Origin of the sequence: Actinopolymorpha sp. B9G3 (assembly GCF_040120725.1) — a bacterium.
Taxonomy (GTDB): Bacteria; Actinomycetota; Actinomycetes; order Propionibacteriales; family Actinopolymorphaceae; genus Thermasporomyces.
The window spans coordinates 698,101-714,550 of the sequence record NZ_JBEEAB010000001.1 but is presented as its reverse complement, the minus strand read 5'-3'; the positions used below and the strand labels follow the sequence as shown (position 1 = coordinate 714,550).

Here is a 16,450-nt window from a genome sequence, read left to right as displayed (position 1 = left end):
GGGACACGCGGGTCTCCTTCGGAACAGGACGTGTGGTCAGCGCTTCACATCCTGCCGACGGAGACCCGCCTCAGCTCCTCACAACCCCCACCACCGCGTCACCAACCTCATGAACCGCAACAGCTAGGCGTCCCGAACCCGTGCCCTCCTGAGCGTGCCGAGCAGGTCCTGGCGGAGTTCGCACGCGGGTGGGAGGGGAGCTTCGGGCTGGCCAGGTTTGTTGTAGAGCACGACACGGACGAGATCATCGGATTGGTGTCGCTGACCCGGCACGCTCCGTCCTGCGTCGAGGTGTGCTACGGAGTCGCCCCGGAGTCCCGTGGGCGCGGGCTCGCAACGACCATCCTGCAGCTCATTACTGACCGCATACTGCATGTAGACCGTTTGGCGGACCGGATCGAGGCTGTCATCGATCCCAAGAACGCCGTCTCAGTTCGCGTCGCGACAAAGGCTGGCTTCACATACGAAGGAGTGCGGCGCAGCGTCATACCAGCAACAGGTCAGACATGTGAAGACCTCCTCTACGTCCGAACACTCCAGCCGGCAAACGCCGCAACGGTCAGACCCCAGTAGCGGCGAAGGGCTTCGGTCGGTACCGCTGACTGGACCTCGACACTCCGCGTTGTCCGGAGGCTGCCAAGTGGCGACACGCGGCTTAGGAACCCATCGTCACTTGTCCAGGTCAGTCCAGGGCTTGCTCATTCAGGCGGCTGAGGGGACTTGGCGACCCGTCGTCGTCCATATCGGTCCAGATCAGTATGGCCGCTTGTTGCACGCAGGTTGCACGGCAACCACGCTCTCACGAAGAGGCTGCAACGTCCAAAGTTGTCTGCTGGTTCATCACAGGACCTTGATCAGGCCGAACAATGCGTCCTGGCGGCGGTCGGGGTACTTGAAGCGGCACGCTGAATACGGAGGTTTCTCGTCGCCGTGGCCGGGGATGCGGATGCCCTCAAGTTGGGCGGGATCGTAGATAGTGATCAGATCGATCCTCAGTGGTACCCCGCCGCGGTCCACCGCAGGTCCCTCATAGAAGTCGCTCGCCCACTTGGCAAATACTGATTGCGAGATGGTGCCAAGAAACGTCGGGTGTTGGACCCACAGGGTGCGCAGGGATGCTGTCGATATCGCGCAGTGTCCGACGTGCAACTCGACCCCGTAGCCGGCGTAGTTCATATCGGTCGGGCCGATGCGGTCCGGGTCGTATCGGTCTGTGCCGGTCGCGAGGATCACCTCAGCCAGCGAGTCGTGGGTGTGGCCTGGGTGGTCAGGCTGATGCCGCGGATGGCAAGTATGTGTTCGTCGGCCTGGCCGAAGTTCTTGCAGATGGCTTCATCGATGACTGGGCCAACGGCTTCAATGTCGGGTGGCTCCGTGACGGTGTATGTCGGAAGCGGGACGGTGACGACCGGGATGTTCCTCTCTTCCATTGCGAAGAATCGTAGTTGAGGGCTGCTCCCATCGGTCGGACACCTTGTCCGCAGCCGGGTAACGTGCAGAACCCGGGTAGCCGCTTGCGGTGGCCTCCGATGGGAGAGGGCCCGGCCAAGCCCGCCAATGACGGCGGCACTTGACGCCAACGTCACCCGCCATTGTGCTCCCGCTGGGTCAATGTACGCGGAGAGCGACGTAGGTAGACGACTCGTCGAGAGGGCTGGTCCTTCTGCCCGCCCGAGACGTCGCACGGTGGCGGTCATGGGCCGTCGTCTTTCGGGGAGTCCTCGCCGAACCGTCGGGGTTCCACCCGCGGAGTGGTCTTGCTGCGGTCGAGGTGGTTGACGACTTCGCCAAGTCGGATGGCCGTTTGCTCGATCTCGACGCGGCCACGGTCCCGTTCGGTGATGGTTGCGGCGAGCAGCAATGCGCTTAGAGCGACAGCGCCGTTGAAGAGCTGGAGGGTGATCATGATGGTGAGCAGGTCTCGTCCGGCGAACGGGCCGTAGCCCTGGACGGCCGCGTAGACAGCGGCGAGGGATGTGAGCAGCGCGACTGGAGCGGCTCCGGCCAGTTGGAAGCGCAGCGCCGCCCAGCCCAAGAACGGGAAAGCGAGGAACAGGACAGCGCCGATGATCTGTGTGCCCGCCAGGACGACGACGAACGATCCCACCAGCAGCAGCGCGAATTCCAGCAGTCGGTACTTGTCCACGTCCAGGGGCCATCGAAGGCGACGAAGGACGAGGAGTAGTGGTGCGAACAGGAGCACTCCCATTGCGTCGCCTGTCCACCAGGTCGACCACATTGCCCAGAAGTAGCTCGCTGGGACCAAGCCTGAAAGCACGCGCTCACCGGCACCCGCCGTTGCGCTGATAAGCATCGCGGCGAAGGCCGCGAGAAACACCAACGCGAACGCATCCTTCAGCCGGTCCAACTCGACACGGAACCCGACACGACGCAGCAGAACATAGGCAACCAGGCACGAGAGCGTAGTCCCCACCGCGGACGGCAGGGCATGGATTGCGGGAACAGTCATCAGTTCGACAACGAACTGCGCCACAAGGATCCCAGGCCAGACACGAACACCTACGACAAGCAGGGCAACCACGGCAATCCCGGTCGGTGGCCACCACGGGCTCACCTGCCCGCGAACCAATCCGACCAAGAGCCCAAGGCGGGCAGACAGGTAATAGGCAACCGCAACGCCGAGGATCTGCAAAGCCACGGTCACATACCGCTTGAGCCCTGGAAGCCGCCCCACAACGAACCATGCTAGGCGTCCCACTGTCGACCTAGCCGTGGACTTGGTACGCGGTATTCTCCAGACCTTGGCCCGAATTGCGGAGCGGCACGCCACATGGTCGAGGTACCTGGACCGCGCGAGAGCAACGCTGCTTGGGGACCATGGGAGGCGAGGACCATACCCGATACATGGGCGTGAAATTCAAAGGCATGGCAAGCGTCAGCGTGAACGGTCAAACCGGTTTGCCACTGCGCTCGGCCCAGTGCGCACGCAAGGTGTTAGCGGCCCAGGCGAATCGCCCAGCGGGGTCAGTCAGCTGCCTGGCGCTCGGAACTCGACCGGCTTCCTTGTAGCCTCATCGAGCTCCTCCGGCGTTAACAAGACGACGGTCCTGGTGTCGACGGCACCGCTAGCCTTCACCGCGAGCTCGACGGCGGCCATCGAGACGTTGTCCGGGAATTCGAGAATGCTGTACAAATCGTGGTCACCGAAGGCGAAATAGAGTGCTTCCACCTTGCCACCCAATTGCGCACATACGTCCTGAACCACGGCCTGACGCCCCGTGCCGCCCTCCTTGAGCAGACCCTTCGCTCCGGACGCCGTGTAGTTCGCCTCCACGAGGAACTTCGCCATGGGATGCACCTCCCCTCACGACCCTTCTAGCGTCAGCCTTGCACCCACACGGACGGTCAGGAACTCCCCGAAGGTCCTCCACCCGCCAGCAAAGTCGCGTGGGTACTGCCCTCCACGATGCGGCCTTGGACAAGGATGACGCAGTGGCAGGGTTTCGTCGTAGATCATCGAGGTTCTTGGTTCTCCCTCACCTGGCGTCGCCGGTGAGCAGTCCTTTGGCGCGGCATTCAACGCGTGCGCTTGTCAATGAGCAGTTCGAGCCCGTCGAGGATGCGGGCGAGTCCGAACTCGAATGCGCTGTGCGCTGGGTCGTGCGTGCTGGCCGCAAGACGGGACAGGGTGGGGAATCGTTGTTCATGGCCGCCGCGGAGGCGGTCGAGCATCTCCTCGTGAGGCAACCCGAGCGTCCATGGCAGCAAGCCGTAGGTCGTCATCGCTTGGGTAGCGCGAAGGTGGGCACTCACGAGAAACACTGCGTCAAGCTGCTCCTGTGGTGACATCCCGAGGCCCGAAAGGGTGCTGGTGGCTGTCTCGACCCAGGCGACCTCGTTCGGGCCCATGATGCGGTCGTTGCTCACCGGCCGTACCGCGCCCGGGCTGGCCTGCCATTCGCTGACGTGCGGTAACCAGGGGTGGCGGTTCCAGGTCGCGCGGATCAGTCGCGCCCACCGCTCCAGTCGGGTACGCCAACCGTCTTCGGGTGGGCCGAGGTCGGGCGGGTCGCCGATTGCGAGGTCGGTCATCACCGCGAGCAGTTCTGCCTTGCTCCGGACATACCGGTAGAGCGCCATCTTCGTGTAGTCGAGCTCGCCCGCGACGCGCTGCATGGAGATCGCGGCGAGGCCTTGGGCGTCGGCGATCGCCACGCCGGCCTCTGCGATCTGGCGAACGGACAGCGCCCGCTTCGGCCCTAGGCTCGACGGCTGGCGCAGACCCCACAGCAGCTCGAGGGCTCCGAGGTAGTCCTGTGGTGCGCGTCTGTCCGGTGCCGCCAACGCTCTCGCTCCGTCCGTCGAGTTTGCCTCTTGCGGTTCCCGACTAACCGCGTCTATGGTACACAGTGTCTACCGGACACAGTTTCGTGGTCGAGCAAGAAGATCGAGATCATTCCTCGACCAACCTCCGTTTCCCTGCCACGTACGACAAATGGCTCCGATTACCGAAGGAGAATCGTCCATGTCACTCGCCCGCGTCCACAACTTCGCCATCTCCCTCGACGGCTTCGGCACCGGTGAGGGTCAGAGCCACGACGCGCATTTCGGTCACGCCGGCGACCGGCTGCACCAATGGATGTTCGCCACCCGGGCGTGGCAACAGACCGCCGGTAGCCGCGGCGTCGACAACGTCTTCGCCGAGGAGTTCGGTCCGGGGATCGGCGCCGAGATCATGGGTGCCGGGAAGTGGGGCCACCCCGGATGGCATGAGGACCCGGAGTGGAAGGGCGCGTGGGGTCCGAACCCGCCGTTCCACACGCCGGTCTTCGTCCTCACCCATCACCCGCGCTCCTCGATCGAGATGGAAGGGGGCACGACGTTCCACTTCCTCGACAGTTCGCCTGCCGAGGCGCTCGAGACAGCCCGCAAGGCTGCGGACGGCAAGGACGTACGCATCGGCGGAGGTCCCACCGTGATCCGCGACTTCCTTGCCGCCGGGCTCATCGACCACATGCACATCGTGGTGGTCCCGATCCTGCTCGGCCGAGGCGTACGCCTCTGGGACGGACTGGAGGGCCTCGAGAAGGCATACGCGGTCGAGGCCACCTCTTCGCCAAGCGGAGTCACCCACGTGACGTTCACCCGTACGGGCGCCTGAACCACGCCGGTCGAGAATCCTGGGTGTGGCCGTTTGGCGACCGTCGCCACGAGAGGCTCCACCATGGGTGACAGCTCGTACGTTCGGGATCTTCAGGCGCGATGGTCAACGCCATCCTCAGTCGTCGATGAGATCGTGCGTCGCGCGGCCCATGCGGCGGCCGATGAGGTTGCACGAGTGATCCAGGGCTACCAGAACGAGGTGTATCGGGTGCGCGCTGGTGCTCGCCGGTTGGTGGTTCGCATCCGCCACTCGGGCGAGGGCGAGTTCGAGCAGGAAGCGTGGGCGATGCGGCAAGCTCGCCAAGCCGGAGTTCCGGTGCGGCCTTTGCAAGATATCCTACAAGTTGCACCGTAGGATCAGCCACGTTCGGGTGTCAAGAGTCACTTAGGCCCGTCAGGAGGCAGTGTGGAACCGGCGTTTCGACGGCTGGAAAGTGCTCCCCCGCTTCACAAGACCGTGCAGCAGGAAATCAGGAACTACATCATCAAGCAGGGGCTGCGCCCCGGCGATCCCCTCAAGCCGGAGTCCGAGCTGGCGCGCATCTTCGGGGTCAGCCGCAACTCGGTACGCGAGGCGGTCAAGGCCCTCGAGTCGACCGGCGTGCTCGAGACGCGCCGCGGTAGCGGTGTCTATGTGCGCGAGTTTTCGTTCGCCCCGCTGCTGGACCATCTGCCGTATGGCTTGATGCAGGGTCGGCGCGCTGTCAGCGAGTTGTTGGCACTGCGCAAGGCGCTCGAGGCGGCCCTGATCGCGGACGCGATGCGGGTGGTGTCCGACTCCAGCATCGCCGCCATGCGGGAGGTTCTGGCGGAGATGTACACCCTGGCCGAGCAGGGTCAGCCGTTTCCGGAGCAGGACCGGCGGTTTCACCGGCTGCTGTTCGCCGACCTTGGCAACGAGATGCTCCTCAGCCTGTTCGACCTGTTCTGGCTCGCGTTCCACCACGCCGCGCCGCCCCTGCTGGGGCGCACCCCTATGAAGGCATACCAGGCTCACGCGAGGATTCTCGACGCCGTCCTTACCGGCGATCCTGAGCAGGCCCGAGATGCGGTGCACGAGCATTACATCGGTATCGAGTGCCGCCTCAGCGGCGAGGACTCGCCGGAGGCCGGCGCGGAGGCCGGCGCGGAGGCCGGCGCGGGGGCTGCCACGGAGGCAACGGCGCCCTGACGGCGCCCCCTCTGGCTTCACGGCCGTACTACTGGCCTCTTGACACGCAATCTCAGTCGGCGTACGTTTCCGCGATCTGTAGGATATCTTGCAGACTTCGGAGGCGGGTTATGCGCGGATACTCCCATCGGCAGCGCTCCGCGAGAGTCGCTGCCAGCCTGATCGCGACCGGACTCGTCGCTGCCTTCGTGGGGGTGACCGCGATGGATCCACTCGGCAGTTCCACGTCCGCCCACGCCGGCGTCACCGAGGGCGTCAGCTACACGACCGTGTTCTCCCGCGGCCAGGACGGCTATCACACGTTCCGGATTCCCGCGGTCCTGAAGGCTGCTGACGGCACGCTGCTGGCGTTCGCCGAGGGCCGGGTCAACAGTCCGAGCGATGACGGGAACATCGATCTGGTCCTCAAGCGGTCCACCGACGGCGGCGTTACCTGGGGGCCGTTGCAGGTGCTCGTCGACGACGGGCCGGACAGGTTCGCCAATCCGGTGCCGATCCTGGATCGCAGGACCGGCCGGATCGTCGTCAACACGACGCGTACCGGTGGCAACGTGACGACGGCCGATGTCCGCTGCGGGCGGGTTACCGACGAGGAGACCAGGCGGTCGTTCATCCTGCACAGCGATGACAACGGCGCCACCTGGTCGCGGCCCAACGAGATCACCGCGGACGTGAAGCCGGCCACCTGGCGGCACTTCGTCGGCGGCCCCGGGCACGGCATCCAGCTGACCAGCGGGGAGCACGCGGGCCGGCTGGTGATCCCCGGCAACCACTCCGTCGCCCCTCCCGAGGGGTCCGGAATCGACTGCCTGGACGAACGATTGTTCGGCGCGCACAGCCTCTACAGCGATGACGGCGGCACGACCTGGAACCTGGGCGGCGTCGACACCTCGCTGCAGGACGTCTACAACCCCAACGAGTCAACCGCTGTGGAGCTGAACGACGGGACCGTGTACTTCAATGCCCGCGACCAGGGGGGCACAAGCCCCGGGCGTAGGGTCAGCACCACCAGCAGCGACGGCGCCGCCTCCTTCGACGCGCCGTACCAGGCCACCTCGGACATCGTCACCACCCAGATCCAGGGATCGGTCCTGAAGCTGTCACAGGCGGCGGAATCTCGGAGCCGGATCGTGTTCTCCGCGCCGGCTCACCCCACCGCCCGGGAGAACCTCACTCTCTGGTCCAGCTTCGACCAGACCGCCTCCTGGCAGCGCGGGCTTCAGCTGTACGACGGCCCTTCCGGCTACTCCGACCTGGTGTCGATCGACGGTCAGACGCTCGGGGTTCTCTTCGAGAATGGCGACCGGCTCTCGCCGGATGCGACATTGCCGTACCACCAGCGGATCAGCTTCGCCCGCGTACCGGTCGGCATGCTCGACGTGCCAAGTCCGCCGCGGCAGACGACCCCGGACGAGTCGGGCCACGGGCACGACGGCCTCATCAGCGGCAGCCCCAAGCCGGTTGAGGGCGCCTTCGGCTCCGCGCTGGAACTGGCCGGGGACTATGTCGAGGCGCCGCTGTCCGACTCGCTGGCGGTGGGCGGTGGGTCGTTCACGGCCGCGGCGTGGTTCCGCACCAGCGCATCCGATGACCAGGCAATCGTCTGGGCGCACTCGACAACCTCGGGCGAGCCAAAGTGGTGGATCCGGCTGGAACCCAACCTGGGTCGGCTCCGCGCGCTCCTGGAGACAGGCGACGCAAGCCGATCCGTGACCGCTCCCGGTGAGTACGCCGACGGCACCTGGCACCATGTCGCGCTCACCCGGGACAGCGACAACGTGACGCTCTTCGTCGACGGCTCGCCGGTCGCCACCGCGGCCGCGATCACCGGGTCTGTCTCGGACGGCGCCCGCACCGGCATCCGGTTCGGAGCCCGTGTCGACGGCATCAACAATCCGCTGCGAGGCGCCGTCGACGAGGCATGGCTGTTCGATCGGGCCCTGACGGCCGCGGAGATCCAGGCCCTCGCCGACGACAACGCCGCACCGCCGGACGGCGCCTTGCTTCACCTGCCCATGGACAACCTTCGGCGAGCCGGCGTCGACCAGACCCGGTAGCCGGCCCGCCCCTGCTGTGAATCGATGCCATCTGGAGGACGAGTCATGCACCCCATTCACCGCGTCCGCAGTCGCGTCGCGACCGTCTCGGTCGCCGCCCTACTCTCTGCATCGCTCGCTGCGTGCGGGAGTTTGGGCGGCGGCTCAGGCGGCTCGGACGAAGCGTCGTCGGGGGGCGACGGCACCATCACGTTCTGGCACTACTACGGCGAGCCGCACAACATCCCGTTGGAGAAAGTGCTCGAGGCCTACGACGAGGACCACGACGAGATAGAGGTCGACGCCCGCCACATCCCGTTCGACGACTTCAACCGCACCCTCCAGCAGGCCGCGACCGCCGACGAGTTGCCCGACATCGCCCTGATCAACGCCTTCGACACCCAGGCGATGGCCGAGGCCGGAATCATCGAAGACCTCAGCGGCCGGGTGGAGGAGTGGGGCGAGCAGGACGCCTACTACCCCACGAGCTGGGAAACCACGCAGGTCGACGGCGCCACGTACGGCGTTCCGCACGTCGCTGACGACTACGCCGTCTACTACAACAAGGACCTGCTGGACGCGGCCGGGCTTCAGCCTCCGAGGACCTGGGAGGAGATGGAGTCGACCGCGGCCAGGCTCGCGGGGGACGTGAAGTACGGCCTCGCGGTCGCTGGAGGTGAGGGCGCCGAAGGAGCGACCGGGCTCGTACTCCGGACCCTCGCCGCTGGTGGGTCGATCGAGGAGTTCGGCAGCGACGCGGGTGTCGAGGCGTTGCGGTCGTTCAAGACAATGGTCGACAACGGCGGTCTCTCGAAGGGCTTCCTCACCTGGAGCGAGGAGGACGCCAAGAACCACTTCGCCACCGGCCAGGCCGCCATGATGATCAACTCGGCGACCTACGTCAGCATCCTCCACGAGGAGGTGCCGGACCTGAGCTGGGACATCGCGCCGATGCCGAGCGAGGAGACGAGCAAGACCTTCCTGTCCGCGGAGAACCTCACGATCGGGGCCGGCAGCGGCGACGCCGACGCGGCCTGGGACCTGATCACCCACCTGCAGCGGCCAGACGTACTGACGGAGTACCTGCCGGCGCGCAACAAGCTCCCGGCCCGGAGCGACGTGCCCGGCGCGGTCGAGGATCCGGTCCGCCAGAAGTTCGCCGACCAGCTGGAGGACGCCTGGGCGCCGGAGGGTGATCTGGCCACCCACTCGAACGAGGCGTTCACCCTCGTGCAGGAGGCACTGCAGGCCACGGTCAGCGGATCCAGCAGCCCAGAAGAGGCCGCGCAGACAGCGCAGTCGGGCATCGACGAGGCGCTGTCGGGGTCATGAGTCCCGTCGTGACGAGCCAGTCGGAGAAGCTGCCGGGGGCGGTGGCCGCGCCCCCGTCCCCGGCACGTCGCCGTCGGCGCCGCCCTCTCAGCGGATATCTGTTCCTCGCACCGGCCGTCGCCTTCGTGGTGCTCACTGTCATCTATCCGCTGCTCTACAACATCGTGCAGAGCTTCTTCGACGTTGGACTACGGGAGGTGGCGCAGGGCGGCGCCACCTGGGTGGGCCTGGACAACTACGCCGATCAGTTCGGTCGCTCCAAGTTCTGGCACGCCCTGCAGGTCTCGATCGTCTACTCGTTCGGCACCGTCGCCCTGACCTTTGCGACGGGTCTCGGACTGGCCCTGCTGTTCCGGCGTGCGTTCCGCGGTCGCAACATCATGCGCGGGCTGATCCTGGTCGCCTGGGTCCTGCCGACCGTGGTGAGCGCGAACGTCTGGCGGTGGCTGCTGGACGGCAGCTACGGACTTCTCAACGCCGTCCTGGCGGCCGTCGGTCTCCTCGACCGGGACGTGTTCTGGCTGGGTGAGCCGAACACCGCGGTTGCCGCCGTCATCGTCGCGACCGCGTGGAGCTTCGGGCCGCTGGCCATGATCTTGCTGTCGGCCGGCCTGCAGGGCATCTCTCCGACACTCTACGAAGCCGCTCGGATCGACGGCGCCTCCGCCTGGCAGCAGTTCCGCGCCATCACGTTCCCGCTGCTGCGCCCGGTGAGCCTGACCGTCACGCTGCTGATCTTCATCTTCACCTTCAAGACCTTCGACACGATCTTCCTGATGACCGGAGGCGGTCCGGGCGGCGCCACCGAGATCCTTCCGGTGTACGCGTACCAGGAGGCCTTCGAGTTCTCGAGGTTCGACACCGCCGCGGTCGCGACGACGACCCTCATGGTCGTGCCGCTCGCGCTGGCGATCGTGTACTTCCGCGCCCTCCGGGCGGAGGAGAGAGCATGAGCGAGCGCATCAGCAGGCGTTGGCTTTTCGTCGCCGGTCTCGCCGTGACGGCGGTCTACCTGATCCCCGTCTACTGGATGATCAATACCTCGTTCAAGCGGGCCGGCGACATCTTCGCGGTGCCGCCCGACCTCATCCCGATGCCGCCGACGATCGCGTCGTACGTACACGCAGTGTTCTCCGACGCCGACATCGCCCGTGGCCTGGCCAACAGCGCGGTCATCGCGATCGGCACGACCGTGATCACGCTTGTGGTGGCGCTTCCGGCGGCGTACGGCCTGGCCAGGCTGCGCATCCGGTTTGTTCCGGCCATCCTGATGCTGTTCCTGATCGTGCAGATGGTGCCGTCGGTGAACCTCGCGTTGCCGATGTTCGTCCTGTTCTCGAGCGTCGGACTGGTGAACTCCTATGCCGGGCTGATCATCGCCAACTGCTCGCTGGCGATCCCGCTCGCGGTCACCATCCTGCGGCCGTACTTCCTCAACGTGCCGACCGAGATCGTGGAGGCCGCGAAGATCGACGGCTGCAACGAGCTCACCGCGTTCTGGCGGGTTGCCGTACCCATCAGCACGCCGGGCGTCATCACGGTGGCCGTCGTGAGCTTCCTGGCGGCGTGGGGCGAGTTCGTGTTCGGGCTGGCGCTGGCGACCGACGAGAAGTATCAGCCGATCACCGTCGTTCTGGCCAGCCTCACCAACGCCTTCGGCACGAGGTGGAACGACCTGATGGCGGTCTCCGCCGTCATTGCCCTGCCCGTGATCGTGGCCTTCGTCTTCCTGCAGCGCTACATCGTGGCCGGCCTCACCGAGGGGGCGACGAAGAGTTGAGCACGACCACACCCGTACGCCGTCACGAAAGGGCCGCGGCCACGATGAGCCGACTCGAGATCTGGGCTGCTACGCCCACGCCATTCGACGCGGAGGGCCGACTCGACGTGTCGATCGTGCCCGCCCAGGTCGCTCACCTCCAGGCGGGCGGGATGCACGGCGCGTTCGTCACCGGCACCACCGGCGAGTTCGCCGCGATGTCGGCGGACGAACGCCGGCGCCTCGTCGAGGCATGGGCGGCGGCACGGCCCGTGGGCTTCGGCCTCGCCGCCCATGTCGGAGGCACAGAGCCGGGTCAGGCGGTCGAGCTCGCGGCGCATGCCGAAGGCCTCGGCCTCGACTTCATCGCGACGGTCGCGCCGTACTACGGCGAGGCACCGACCATCGACCTCGTCGTCGACCACCTGCGCACCATCGCGGCGGCAGCGCCCGCGACCGCCTTGTGCTACTACCACATCCCGAGCATGACGGGGTCGACACATCGGCCAAGCGAGATCGTGTCCCGCGCTGCGGAGCTGATTCCGACCCTGCGCGGGGTGAAGTTCAGCGACGGCGACCTGCTGGAGTACGACCGGACCCGAGCGAGCAGCACCCACGTGCGGGTGTACTTCGGCCGGGACGAGCTGCTGCCCGCCGCGCTGTCGTTCGGCGCGGACGCGGTCATCGGCAGCCTCTACAACGGCCTGGCGCCGATCGCCCATCGAGTCACCGAGGCCTTCGACGCCGGCGACCACCCGCTCGCATTCGAGCTGCACAGACCATTTCGCGACATCGCGTCAGCCAGCAGGCGGCATGGGGGTCTCGGCTTCGTCAAGGAGCTGATGAACGAGCTCACTCCCGATTGCGGAAGGCCGCGTATCCCCTGGGGTCCGCTTCACGGGCGCGATCGGGCGGCCGCGAGCGCCCTGGCTCCTGCCTTGCGACGGGCCCTGACGGACGCGAGCGCAGGGAAGCGGGCGACGGCATGACGCCCGCGACCGTCCGACGGCCGAATGTCCTCGTCGTCATGAGCGACCAGCAGCAGGCGGCGACCGTCGATCCGAACGGCCCGTGCAACACGCCCCAGCTCGACCGGCTCGCCGCGCGGGGCGCCAGGTTCACCCGGTGCTACACCCCGAGCCCGGTCTGCTCGCCCGCCCGCGCCAGCTTCATGACCGGACTGCTTCCGCACCAGCACGGCATGGTCGACGTCGAGCACGCCGTGCCGGCGTACCGTGCCTCACTGGTCGACGGGGTGCCGATGTGGAGCCAGCGGCTCATGGCGGCGGGCTATCGCCTCGGCTACTACGGCAAGTGGCATCTCGAGCGCAGCCAGGACCTCGGACAGTTCGGCTTCTCCCGCTCGGCCGCCTACCAGGCTGGTCCCGGCCCCGACTACTTCGCGCACCGAGAACGGCTGGGTTTGGCCGACCGCCCCGTCGTCGCGGAGCCGTCCCGGATCGTGTCGCAGCCCGGCTACCGCGACCTGCTGCTCTACGGCGTCACCGAGGAGCCGGTCGAGAGCACCCTGGAGCACTACACGGTGTCCCACGCCTTGGAGTTCCTCGACGAGGCATGTGCCGGATCCGAACCGTGGGCACTGATGGTGAGTACGAAGGCGCCGCACGAGCCGTACGTCGTCCCTCGCCCGTACTTCGACCGCTACGACCCGGACCAGCTCGAGCTTCCGGCCAGCTTCGACGACGACCTGGCCGATCGGCCTGCCATCTATCGTCGCCAGCAGTCGGTGTGGTCCGACCTGTCGGCCGATGACTTCCGCACCGCCACCGCCTGCTACTACGCCTCCTGCAGCCTGGTCGACTCTCAGGTCGGCCGGCTGCTGGATCGGATCGAGTCGGCCGGACAGCTCGACCACACGATCGTGGTCTACACCTCCGACCACGGTGACCTGATGGGCGCGCATCGGCTGCTGCTCAAGGGCGTGCCGGCGTTCGAGGAGGTCTACCGGGTGCCGCTGGTCGTCTCGTGGCCGGCCGCTGTCGAAGGCGGTCAGGTCATCGACGACCTGGTGCAGTCCCACGACGTCGCCGAGACGCTGGCGCAGCTCAGCGGGACCGGGCTCGGCGGTCACGCGGTCGACCTGCTGCCACTACTGACCGGCACCGGTGGGCCACCGCGTACGACGGCGGTCGCCGAGCTCCACGGGCAGCGGTTCTCCTATACCCAGCGCGTCATCTGGGAGAACGGCTTCAAGTACGTGTTCAACGCCTTCGACTTCGACGAGCTGTACGACCTCACCGCCGACCCGACCGAGCAGGTGAACCTGGCCGGCGACCCCGCGTACGCGGACGTCGTGCGCCGACTCACCGGGCGCCTGTGGGAGATCGCGTACGACACCGAGGACTTCACCCTGACCGGTGCCCAAGACGGCACGTACAGATATCTGGCCGTAGGCCCGCAACGCCCGGGCCAGGCAGAGCTACGAGGAGGGCGATGAGCGTGCGACCACGACGGAGAACCCCATTGAGCGTAGGAGGAACAGTTCTGGCGGTGGGAGCGCTGGTCGGGCTGGCGTCCACGCCCGCGACGGGATCGGCCAGCCAGCCGGCCCCGACCGCGGCGAACGACACCGGCCGGTGCGCCGCCTCGGTGCCGTTCGTCTCCGGGGAGCGTGGCTACGAGATCTACCGGATCCCCGCCATCATCCAGGCCGCCGACGGCACCTTGGTCGCGTTCGCCGAGGCGCGGGAGTCACGGTCCGACGCGGGGTCGATCGACATCGTGCGCCGCCGCTCCGACGACGGCGGCTGCACCTGGGGCACGCAAGCGATCGTCGCCGACGAGGGCGACAACACGATCGGCAATCCGGCGCCGGTCGTCGATCCTGCGACAGGCGACCTCGTCCTGCTGAGCACCCGCAACGCCGGGTCGGCGACCGAGGCCGAGATCCTGCGTGGCGAGGTGCCAGCGGCGGACAGTCGGCGGGTTTTCGTCCAGGTCAGCCGGGACGACGGCAAGACCTTCAGCCCGCTGCGGGAGATTACCTCGACCACCAAGCAGCCCGACTGGCGCTGGTATGCGACTGGACCGGGCCATGCGATCGCGCTCACCCAGGGTCCGCACACCGGGCGGCTCGTCGTTCCGGCGAACCACTCGAGTGCGCCGCCGCCGGGGTCGACCGACACCGGGGCCGAGCCGAAGTACTACGGCGCGCACAGTCTCTACAGCGACGACCGCGGCAAGACCTGGCAGATCGGCTTCAGTGACGACAGCTTCGACGGCGCTCTCAACACCAACGAGTCGACGGCCGCAGAGCTACCCGACGGCACGATCTACTTCAACACCCGCGATCAGAACGGCACCTCACCCGAGACCCGAGCCGATGGGACCTCCAAGGACGGCGGCGAGTCGCTGGTCGCACCGTACGCGCCGCAGCCGGACCTGGCCGGTCCCGTCGTCCAGGGCACTGTCCTTCAGGTCCGTGGGATGGGCTGGCCGCTGCTCTTCTCCGGCCCGTCCGATCCGAACAGCCGCGCTCGGATGGCGATCCGAGCGAGTGAGGACGGCGGCAAGAACTGGGAACAGCGCTACCTCGTGTCCGAGCACCGGGCCGCCTACTCCGACATGGTGCAGTTGCCCGGGCAGGTCGTCGGCCTGTTGTACGAGACCGGCCTGAACGACACGTACGAGACGATCCGGTTCGAGCGGATCTCCCTCGAGGAGGTCGTCCGATGACACCGCGTCCGATGAGACCGCGTCCGATGACAACCAGGCGGCGCGCCCTCCTCGCGGCGGGCGGCGTCGGTCTCGGCGGCCTGCTCACCGGCGTCCCGACAGGAGCCGCCGCTGCGGCGGTCGGCTCCGACCGGCTGCAGTGGCAGAGGCTGCCGGACGTACCGGCCAACCGAACCGACTGGTCCGACCAGATCCCGGTCGGCGAGGCGTACTGGCACCAGCTCGGCCTGGCCGGCCCGATCGCCGGCTCCCACGGCGACCTCCTGATCGTCGCGGGCGGCGCGAACTTCCCCGAGCCGGGCCGCACCGCCAACCGACAGCCCGCCCTTGGCAAGGTGTACTGGGACGACGCGTTCGTGCTGCGCCGACGCGGTGAGACGTACGAGTGGCTCGATGTCGGCGACCGGCTCGGCGACGCCGTGGCGTACTCGGCGTGCCTCAGCACCGAGCGCGGCGTGCTCGTCATCGGCGGCGAGGGATTCCGGGGCGGCCCGAACGGGACGGCCGTCAAGCCGCTCGAAAAGTTCGCCGACGTGTTCTACCTGCGGTACGACGGCGGTCTGACCCGGGAGGACCTGCCACCGCTTCCCCGGCCACTGTCATACGGCGCGGCCGCCCGGGTCGGCGACACCGTGTACGTGGCGGAAGGCGGCTCGTTCTTCGGTCTCGACCTGACCCGTACCTCTGACGGCTGGACCGAGCACGAGCCGTGGCCAGGCGACCCCCGTACTGTCGCTGTCGCGGCGTCGGACGGACGGCGGTTCTACCTGCTCAGCGGCCGGGCCCTGCGCGCCGACGGGTCGTGGCAGTTCTACACCGACGCCTACGCCTACGACCCGGGTCGTCGACACTGGACCCGGATCGCCGACCTGCCGTGGTGCATCACGGCGGGCCTGGCGACCGGGGACACCTCCGGGCTCGTGGCGTACACGGGCGACCGCGACTTCGACCGGTGGACCCGGATTCAGGAGGTTGGAGCCTGGCGGGACGAGGCGCCGGCAGGGTCGCAGGAGTGGGCCCGCCGCAACGACGTCCTGAGCTGGATCCAGGACCATCACACCGGGTTCAACACCGACGTGCTCGGCTACGACCCGCGACGCGACCGCTGGTCGGTCGTCGGCAGCTTCCCCGGACCGCCGCAGGTGACAACCCCCGCAGTTACGTGGGGCGGTGACACCGTGATCGTGAGCGGTGAGATCCGACCTGGCGTACGGACCCCGACGATCTGGCGAGTAACCGGTACGCCGGCGCCATCGGCCTGACCTGCGTCGTCGATCAGGGCGAGCCATGACGCTCTCACTACCTGGTCAGAGCGTCCAGGCCGGATGACCA

17 protein-coding genes are annotated in these 16,450 nt (G+C 67.3%); 12 read left to right on the top strand and 5 right to left on the bottom strand.

Annotated elements, in window-relative coordinates; translation table 11 throughout:
• On the top strand, positions 1–573 hold a 573-nt coding region (locus tag ABNF93_RS03120), incomplete at its 5' end, for a GNAT family N-acetyltransferase (RefSeq protein WP_349325962.1).
• A 267-nt stretch (positions 574–840) separates the two neighbouring features.
• On the opposite strand, the gene ABNF93_RS03115 is transcribed toward ABNF93_RS03120, so the two are convergent.
• The 5 genes from ABNF93_RS03115 to ABNF93_RS03095 all read right to left on the bottom strand — a co-directional run bounded on the left by ABNF93_RS03115 (position 841) and on the right by ABNF93_RS03095 (position 4,305).
• The gene (locus tag ABNF93_RS03115) at positions 841–1,233 is read right to left on the bottom strand and encodes a hypothetical protein (RefSeq protein ID WP_349325961.1); all 393 of its coding nucleotides are present in this window, start codon (positions 1,231–1,233) and stop codon (positions 841–843) included.
• Entirely contained in the window at positions 1,230–1,430 is a 201-nt protein-coding gene (locus ABNF93_RS03110) for a hypothetical protein (protein WP_349325960.1), read from the bottom strand. Before ABNF93_RS03110 ends, ABNF93_RS03115 begins: the two co-directional genes overlap by 4 nt.
• Positions 1,431–1,693: 263 nt before the next feature.
• Complete coding sequence (locus ABNF93_RS03105) at positions 1,694–2,659, bottom strand: MASE1 domain-containing protein (protein WP_349325977.1); 966 nt, start codon at positions 2,657–2,659, stop codon at positions 1,694–1,696.
• A gap of 330 nt (positions 2,660–2,989) precedes the next feature.
• Positions 2,990–3,310 carry a GYD domain-containing protein gene (locus ABNF93_RS03100; RefSeq protein WP_349325959.1) on the bottom strand — a complete coding sequence of 107 codons (321 nt, stop codon included), beginning with the start codon at positions 3,308–3,310 and terminating at the stop codon, positions 2,990–2,992.
• Positions 3,311–3,537: 227 nt separating this feature from the next.
• The gene (locus ABNF93_RS03095) at positions 3,538–4,305 is read right to left on the bottom strand and encodes a TetR/AcrR family transcriptional regulator (RefSeq protein WP_349325958.1); all 768 of its coding nucleotides are present in this window, start codon (positions 4,303–4,305) and stop codon (positions 3,538–3,540) included.
• Between the two features lie 181 nt (positions 4,306–4,486).
• Between ABNF93_RS03095 and ABNF93_RS03090 the strand changes: the two genes are divergently transcribed.
• From ABNF93_RS03090 to ABNF93_RS03040, 11 genes are all read left to right on the top strand, one after another.
• The gene (locus tag ABNF93_RS03090) at positions 4,487–5,122 is read left to right on the top strand and encodes a dihydrofolate reductase family protein (RefSeq protein WP_349325957.1); all 636 of its coding nucleotides are present in this window, start codon (positions 4,487–4,489) and stop codon (positions 5,120–5,122) included.
• Between the two features lie 63 nt (positions 5,123–5,185).
• Positions 5,186–5,479 (top strand): phosphotransferase, encoded by a 294-nt coding sequence (locus ABNF93_RS03085; protein ID WP_349325956.1) that lies wholly within the window; start codon positions 5,186–5,188, stop codon positions 5,477–5,479.
• Between the two features lie 51 nt (positions 5,480–5,530).
• On the top strand, positions 5,531–6,295 hold the full coding sequence (locus tag ABNF93_RS03080) for a FadR/GntR family transcriptional regulator (RefSeq protein WP_349325955.1): 765 nt from the start codon (positions 5,531–5,533) through the stop codon (positions 6,293–6,295).
• Positions 6,296–6,405: 110 nt separating this feature from the next.
• The gene (locus ABNF93_RS03075; protein WP_349325954.1) at positions 6,406–8,352 is read left to right on the top strand and encodes an exo-alpha-sialidase; all 1,947 of its coding nucleotides are present in this window, start codon (positions 6,406–6,408) and stop codon (positions 8,350–8,352) included.
• A 45-nt stretch (positions 8,353–8,397) separates the two neighbouring features.
• Positions 8,398–9,663 carry an extracellular solute-binding protein gene (locus ABNF93_RS03070; protein ID WP_349325953.1) on the top strand — a complete coding sequence of 422 codons (1,266 nt, stop codon included), beginning with the start codon at positions 8,398–8,400 and terminating at the stop codon, positions 9,661–9,663.
• Positions 9,664–9,671: 8 nt separating this feature from the next.
• Positions 9,672–10,616 (top strand): carbohydrate ABC transporter permease, encoded by a 945-nt coding sequence (locus ABNF93_RS03065; protein ID WP_349325952.1) that lies wholly within the window; start codon positions 9,672–9,674, stop codon positions 10,614–10,616.
• Positions 10,613–11,443: a carbohydrate ABC transporter permease gene (locus tag ABNF93_RS03060; protein ID WP_349325951.1), complete on the top strand. Its 831-nt coding sequence runs from the start codon at positions 10,613–10,615 to the stop codon at positions 11,441–11,443. The genes ABNF93_RS03065 and ABNF93_RS03060 overlap by 4 nt, the downstream gene beginning before the upstream one ends.
• A gap of 44 nt (positions 11,444–11,487) precedes the next feature.
• A complete protein-coding gene (locus ABNF93_RS03055; protein ID WP_349325950.1) occupies positions 11,488–12,411 on the top strand; it encodes a dihydrodipicolinate synthase family protein in 924 nt (307 codons plus the stop codon).
• Positions 12,408–13,880, top strand: a complete 1,473-nt coding sequence (locus tag ABNF93_RS03050) for a sulfatase-like hydrolase/transferase (RefSeq protein WP_349325949.1) — start codon at positions 12,408–12,410, stop codon at positions 13,878–13,880. Before ABNF93_RS03055 ends, ABNF93_RS03050 begins: the two co-directional genes overlap by 4 nt.
• 53 nt (positions 13,881–13,933) lie before the next feature.
• On the top strand, positions 13,934–15,118 hold the full coding sequence (locus tag ABNF93_RS03045; RefSeq protein ID WP_349325948.1) for a sialidase family protein: 1,185 nt from the start codon (positions 13,934–13,936) through the stop codon (positions 15,116–15,118).
• Positions 15,119–15,144: 26 nt separating this feature from the next.
• A complete protein-coding gene (locus ABNF93_RS03040; protein ID WP_349325947.1) occupies positions 15,145–16,380 on the top strand; it encodes a galactose oxidase in 1,236 nt (411 codons plus the stop codon).
• Positions 16,381–16,450: the final 70 nt, after the last annotated feature.

Coding starts and splice junctions, on each gene's coding strand:
- ABNF93_RS03110 (WP_349325960.1), bottom strand. CDS start 1,430: ATGGAAGAGAGGAACATCCCGGTCGTCACCGTCCCGCTTCCGACATAC.
- ABNF93_RS03100 (WP_349325959.1), bottom strand. CDS start 3,310: ATGGCGAAGTTCCTCGTGGAGGCGAACTACACGGCGTCCGGAGCGAAG.
- ABNF93_RS03090 (WP_349325957.1), top strand. CDS start 4,487: ATGTCACTCGCCCGCGTCCACAACTTCGCCATCTCCCTCGACGGCTTC.
- ABNF93_RS03085 (WP_349325956.1), top strand. CDS start 5,186: ATGGGTGACAGCTCGTACGTTCGGGATCTTCAGGCGCGATGGTCAACG.
- ABNF93_RS03075 (WP_349325954.1), top strand. CDS start 6,406: ATGCGCGGATACTCCCATCGGCAGCGCTCCGCGAGAGTCGCTGCCAGC.
- ABNF93_RS03070 (WP_349325953.1), top strand. CDS start 8,398: ATGCACCCCATTCACCGCGTCCGCAGTCGCGTCGCGACCGTCTCGGTC.
- ABNF93_RS03060 (WP_349325951.1), top strand. CDS start 10,613: ATGAGCGAGCGCATCAGCAGGCGTTGGCTTTTCGTCGCCGGTCTCGCC.
- ABNF93_RS03055 (WP_349325950.1), top strand. CDS start 11,488: ATGAGCCGACTCGAGATCTGGGCTGCTACGCCCACGCCATTCGACGCG.
- ABNF93_RS03050 (WP_349325949.1), top strand. CDS start 12,408: ATGACGCCCGCGACCGTCCGACGGCCGAATGTCCTCGTCGTCATGAGC.
- ABNF93_RS03040 (WP_349325947.1), top strand. CDS start 15,145: ATGACAACCAGGCGGCGCGCCCTCCTCGCGGCGGGCGGCGTCGGTCTC.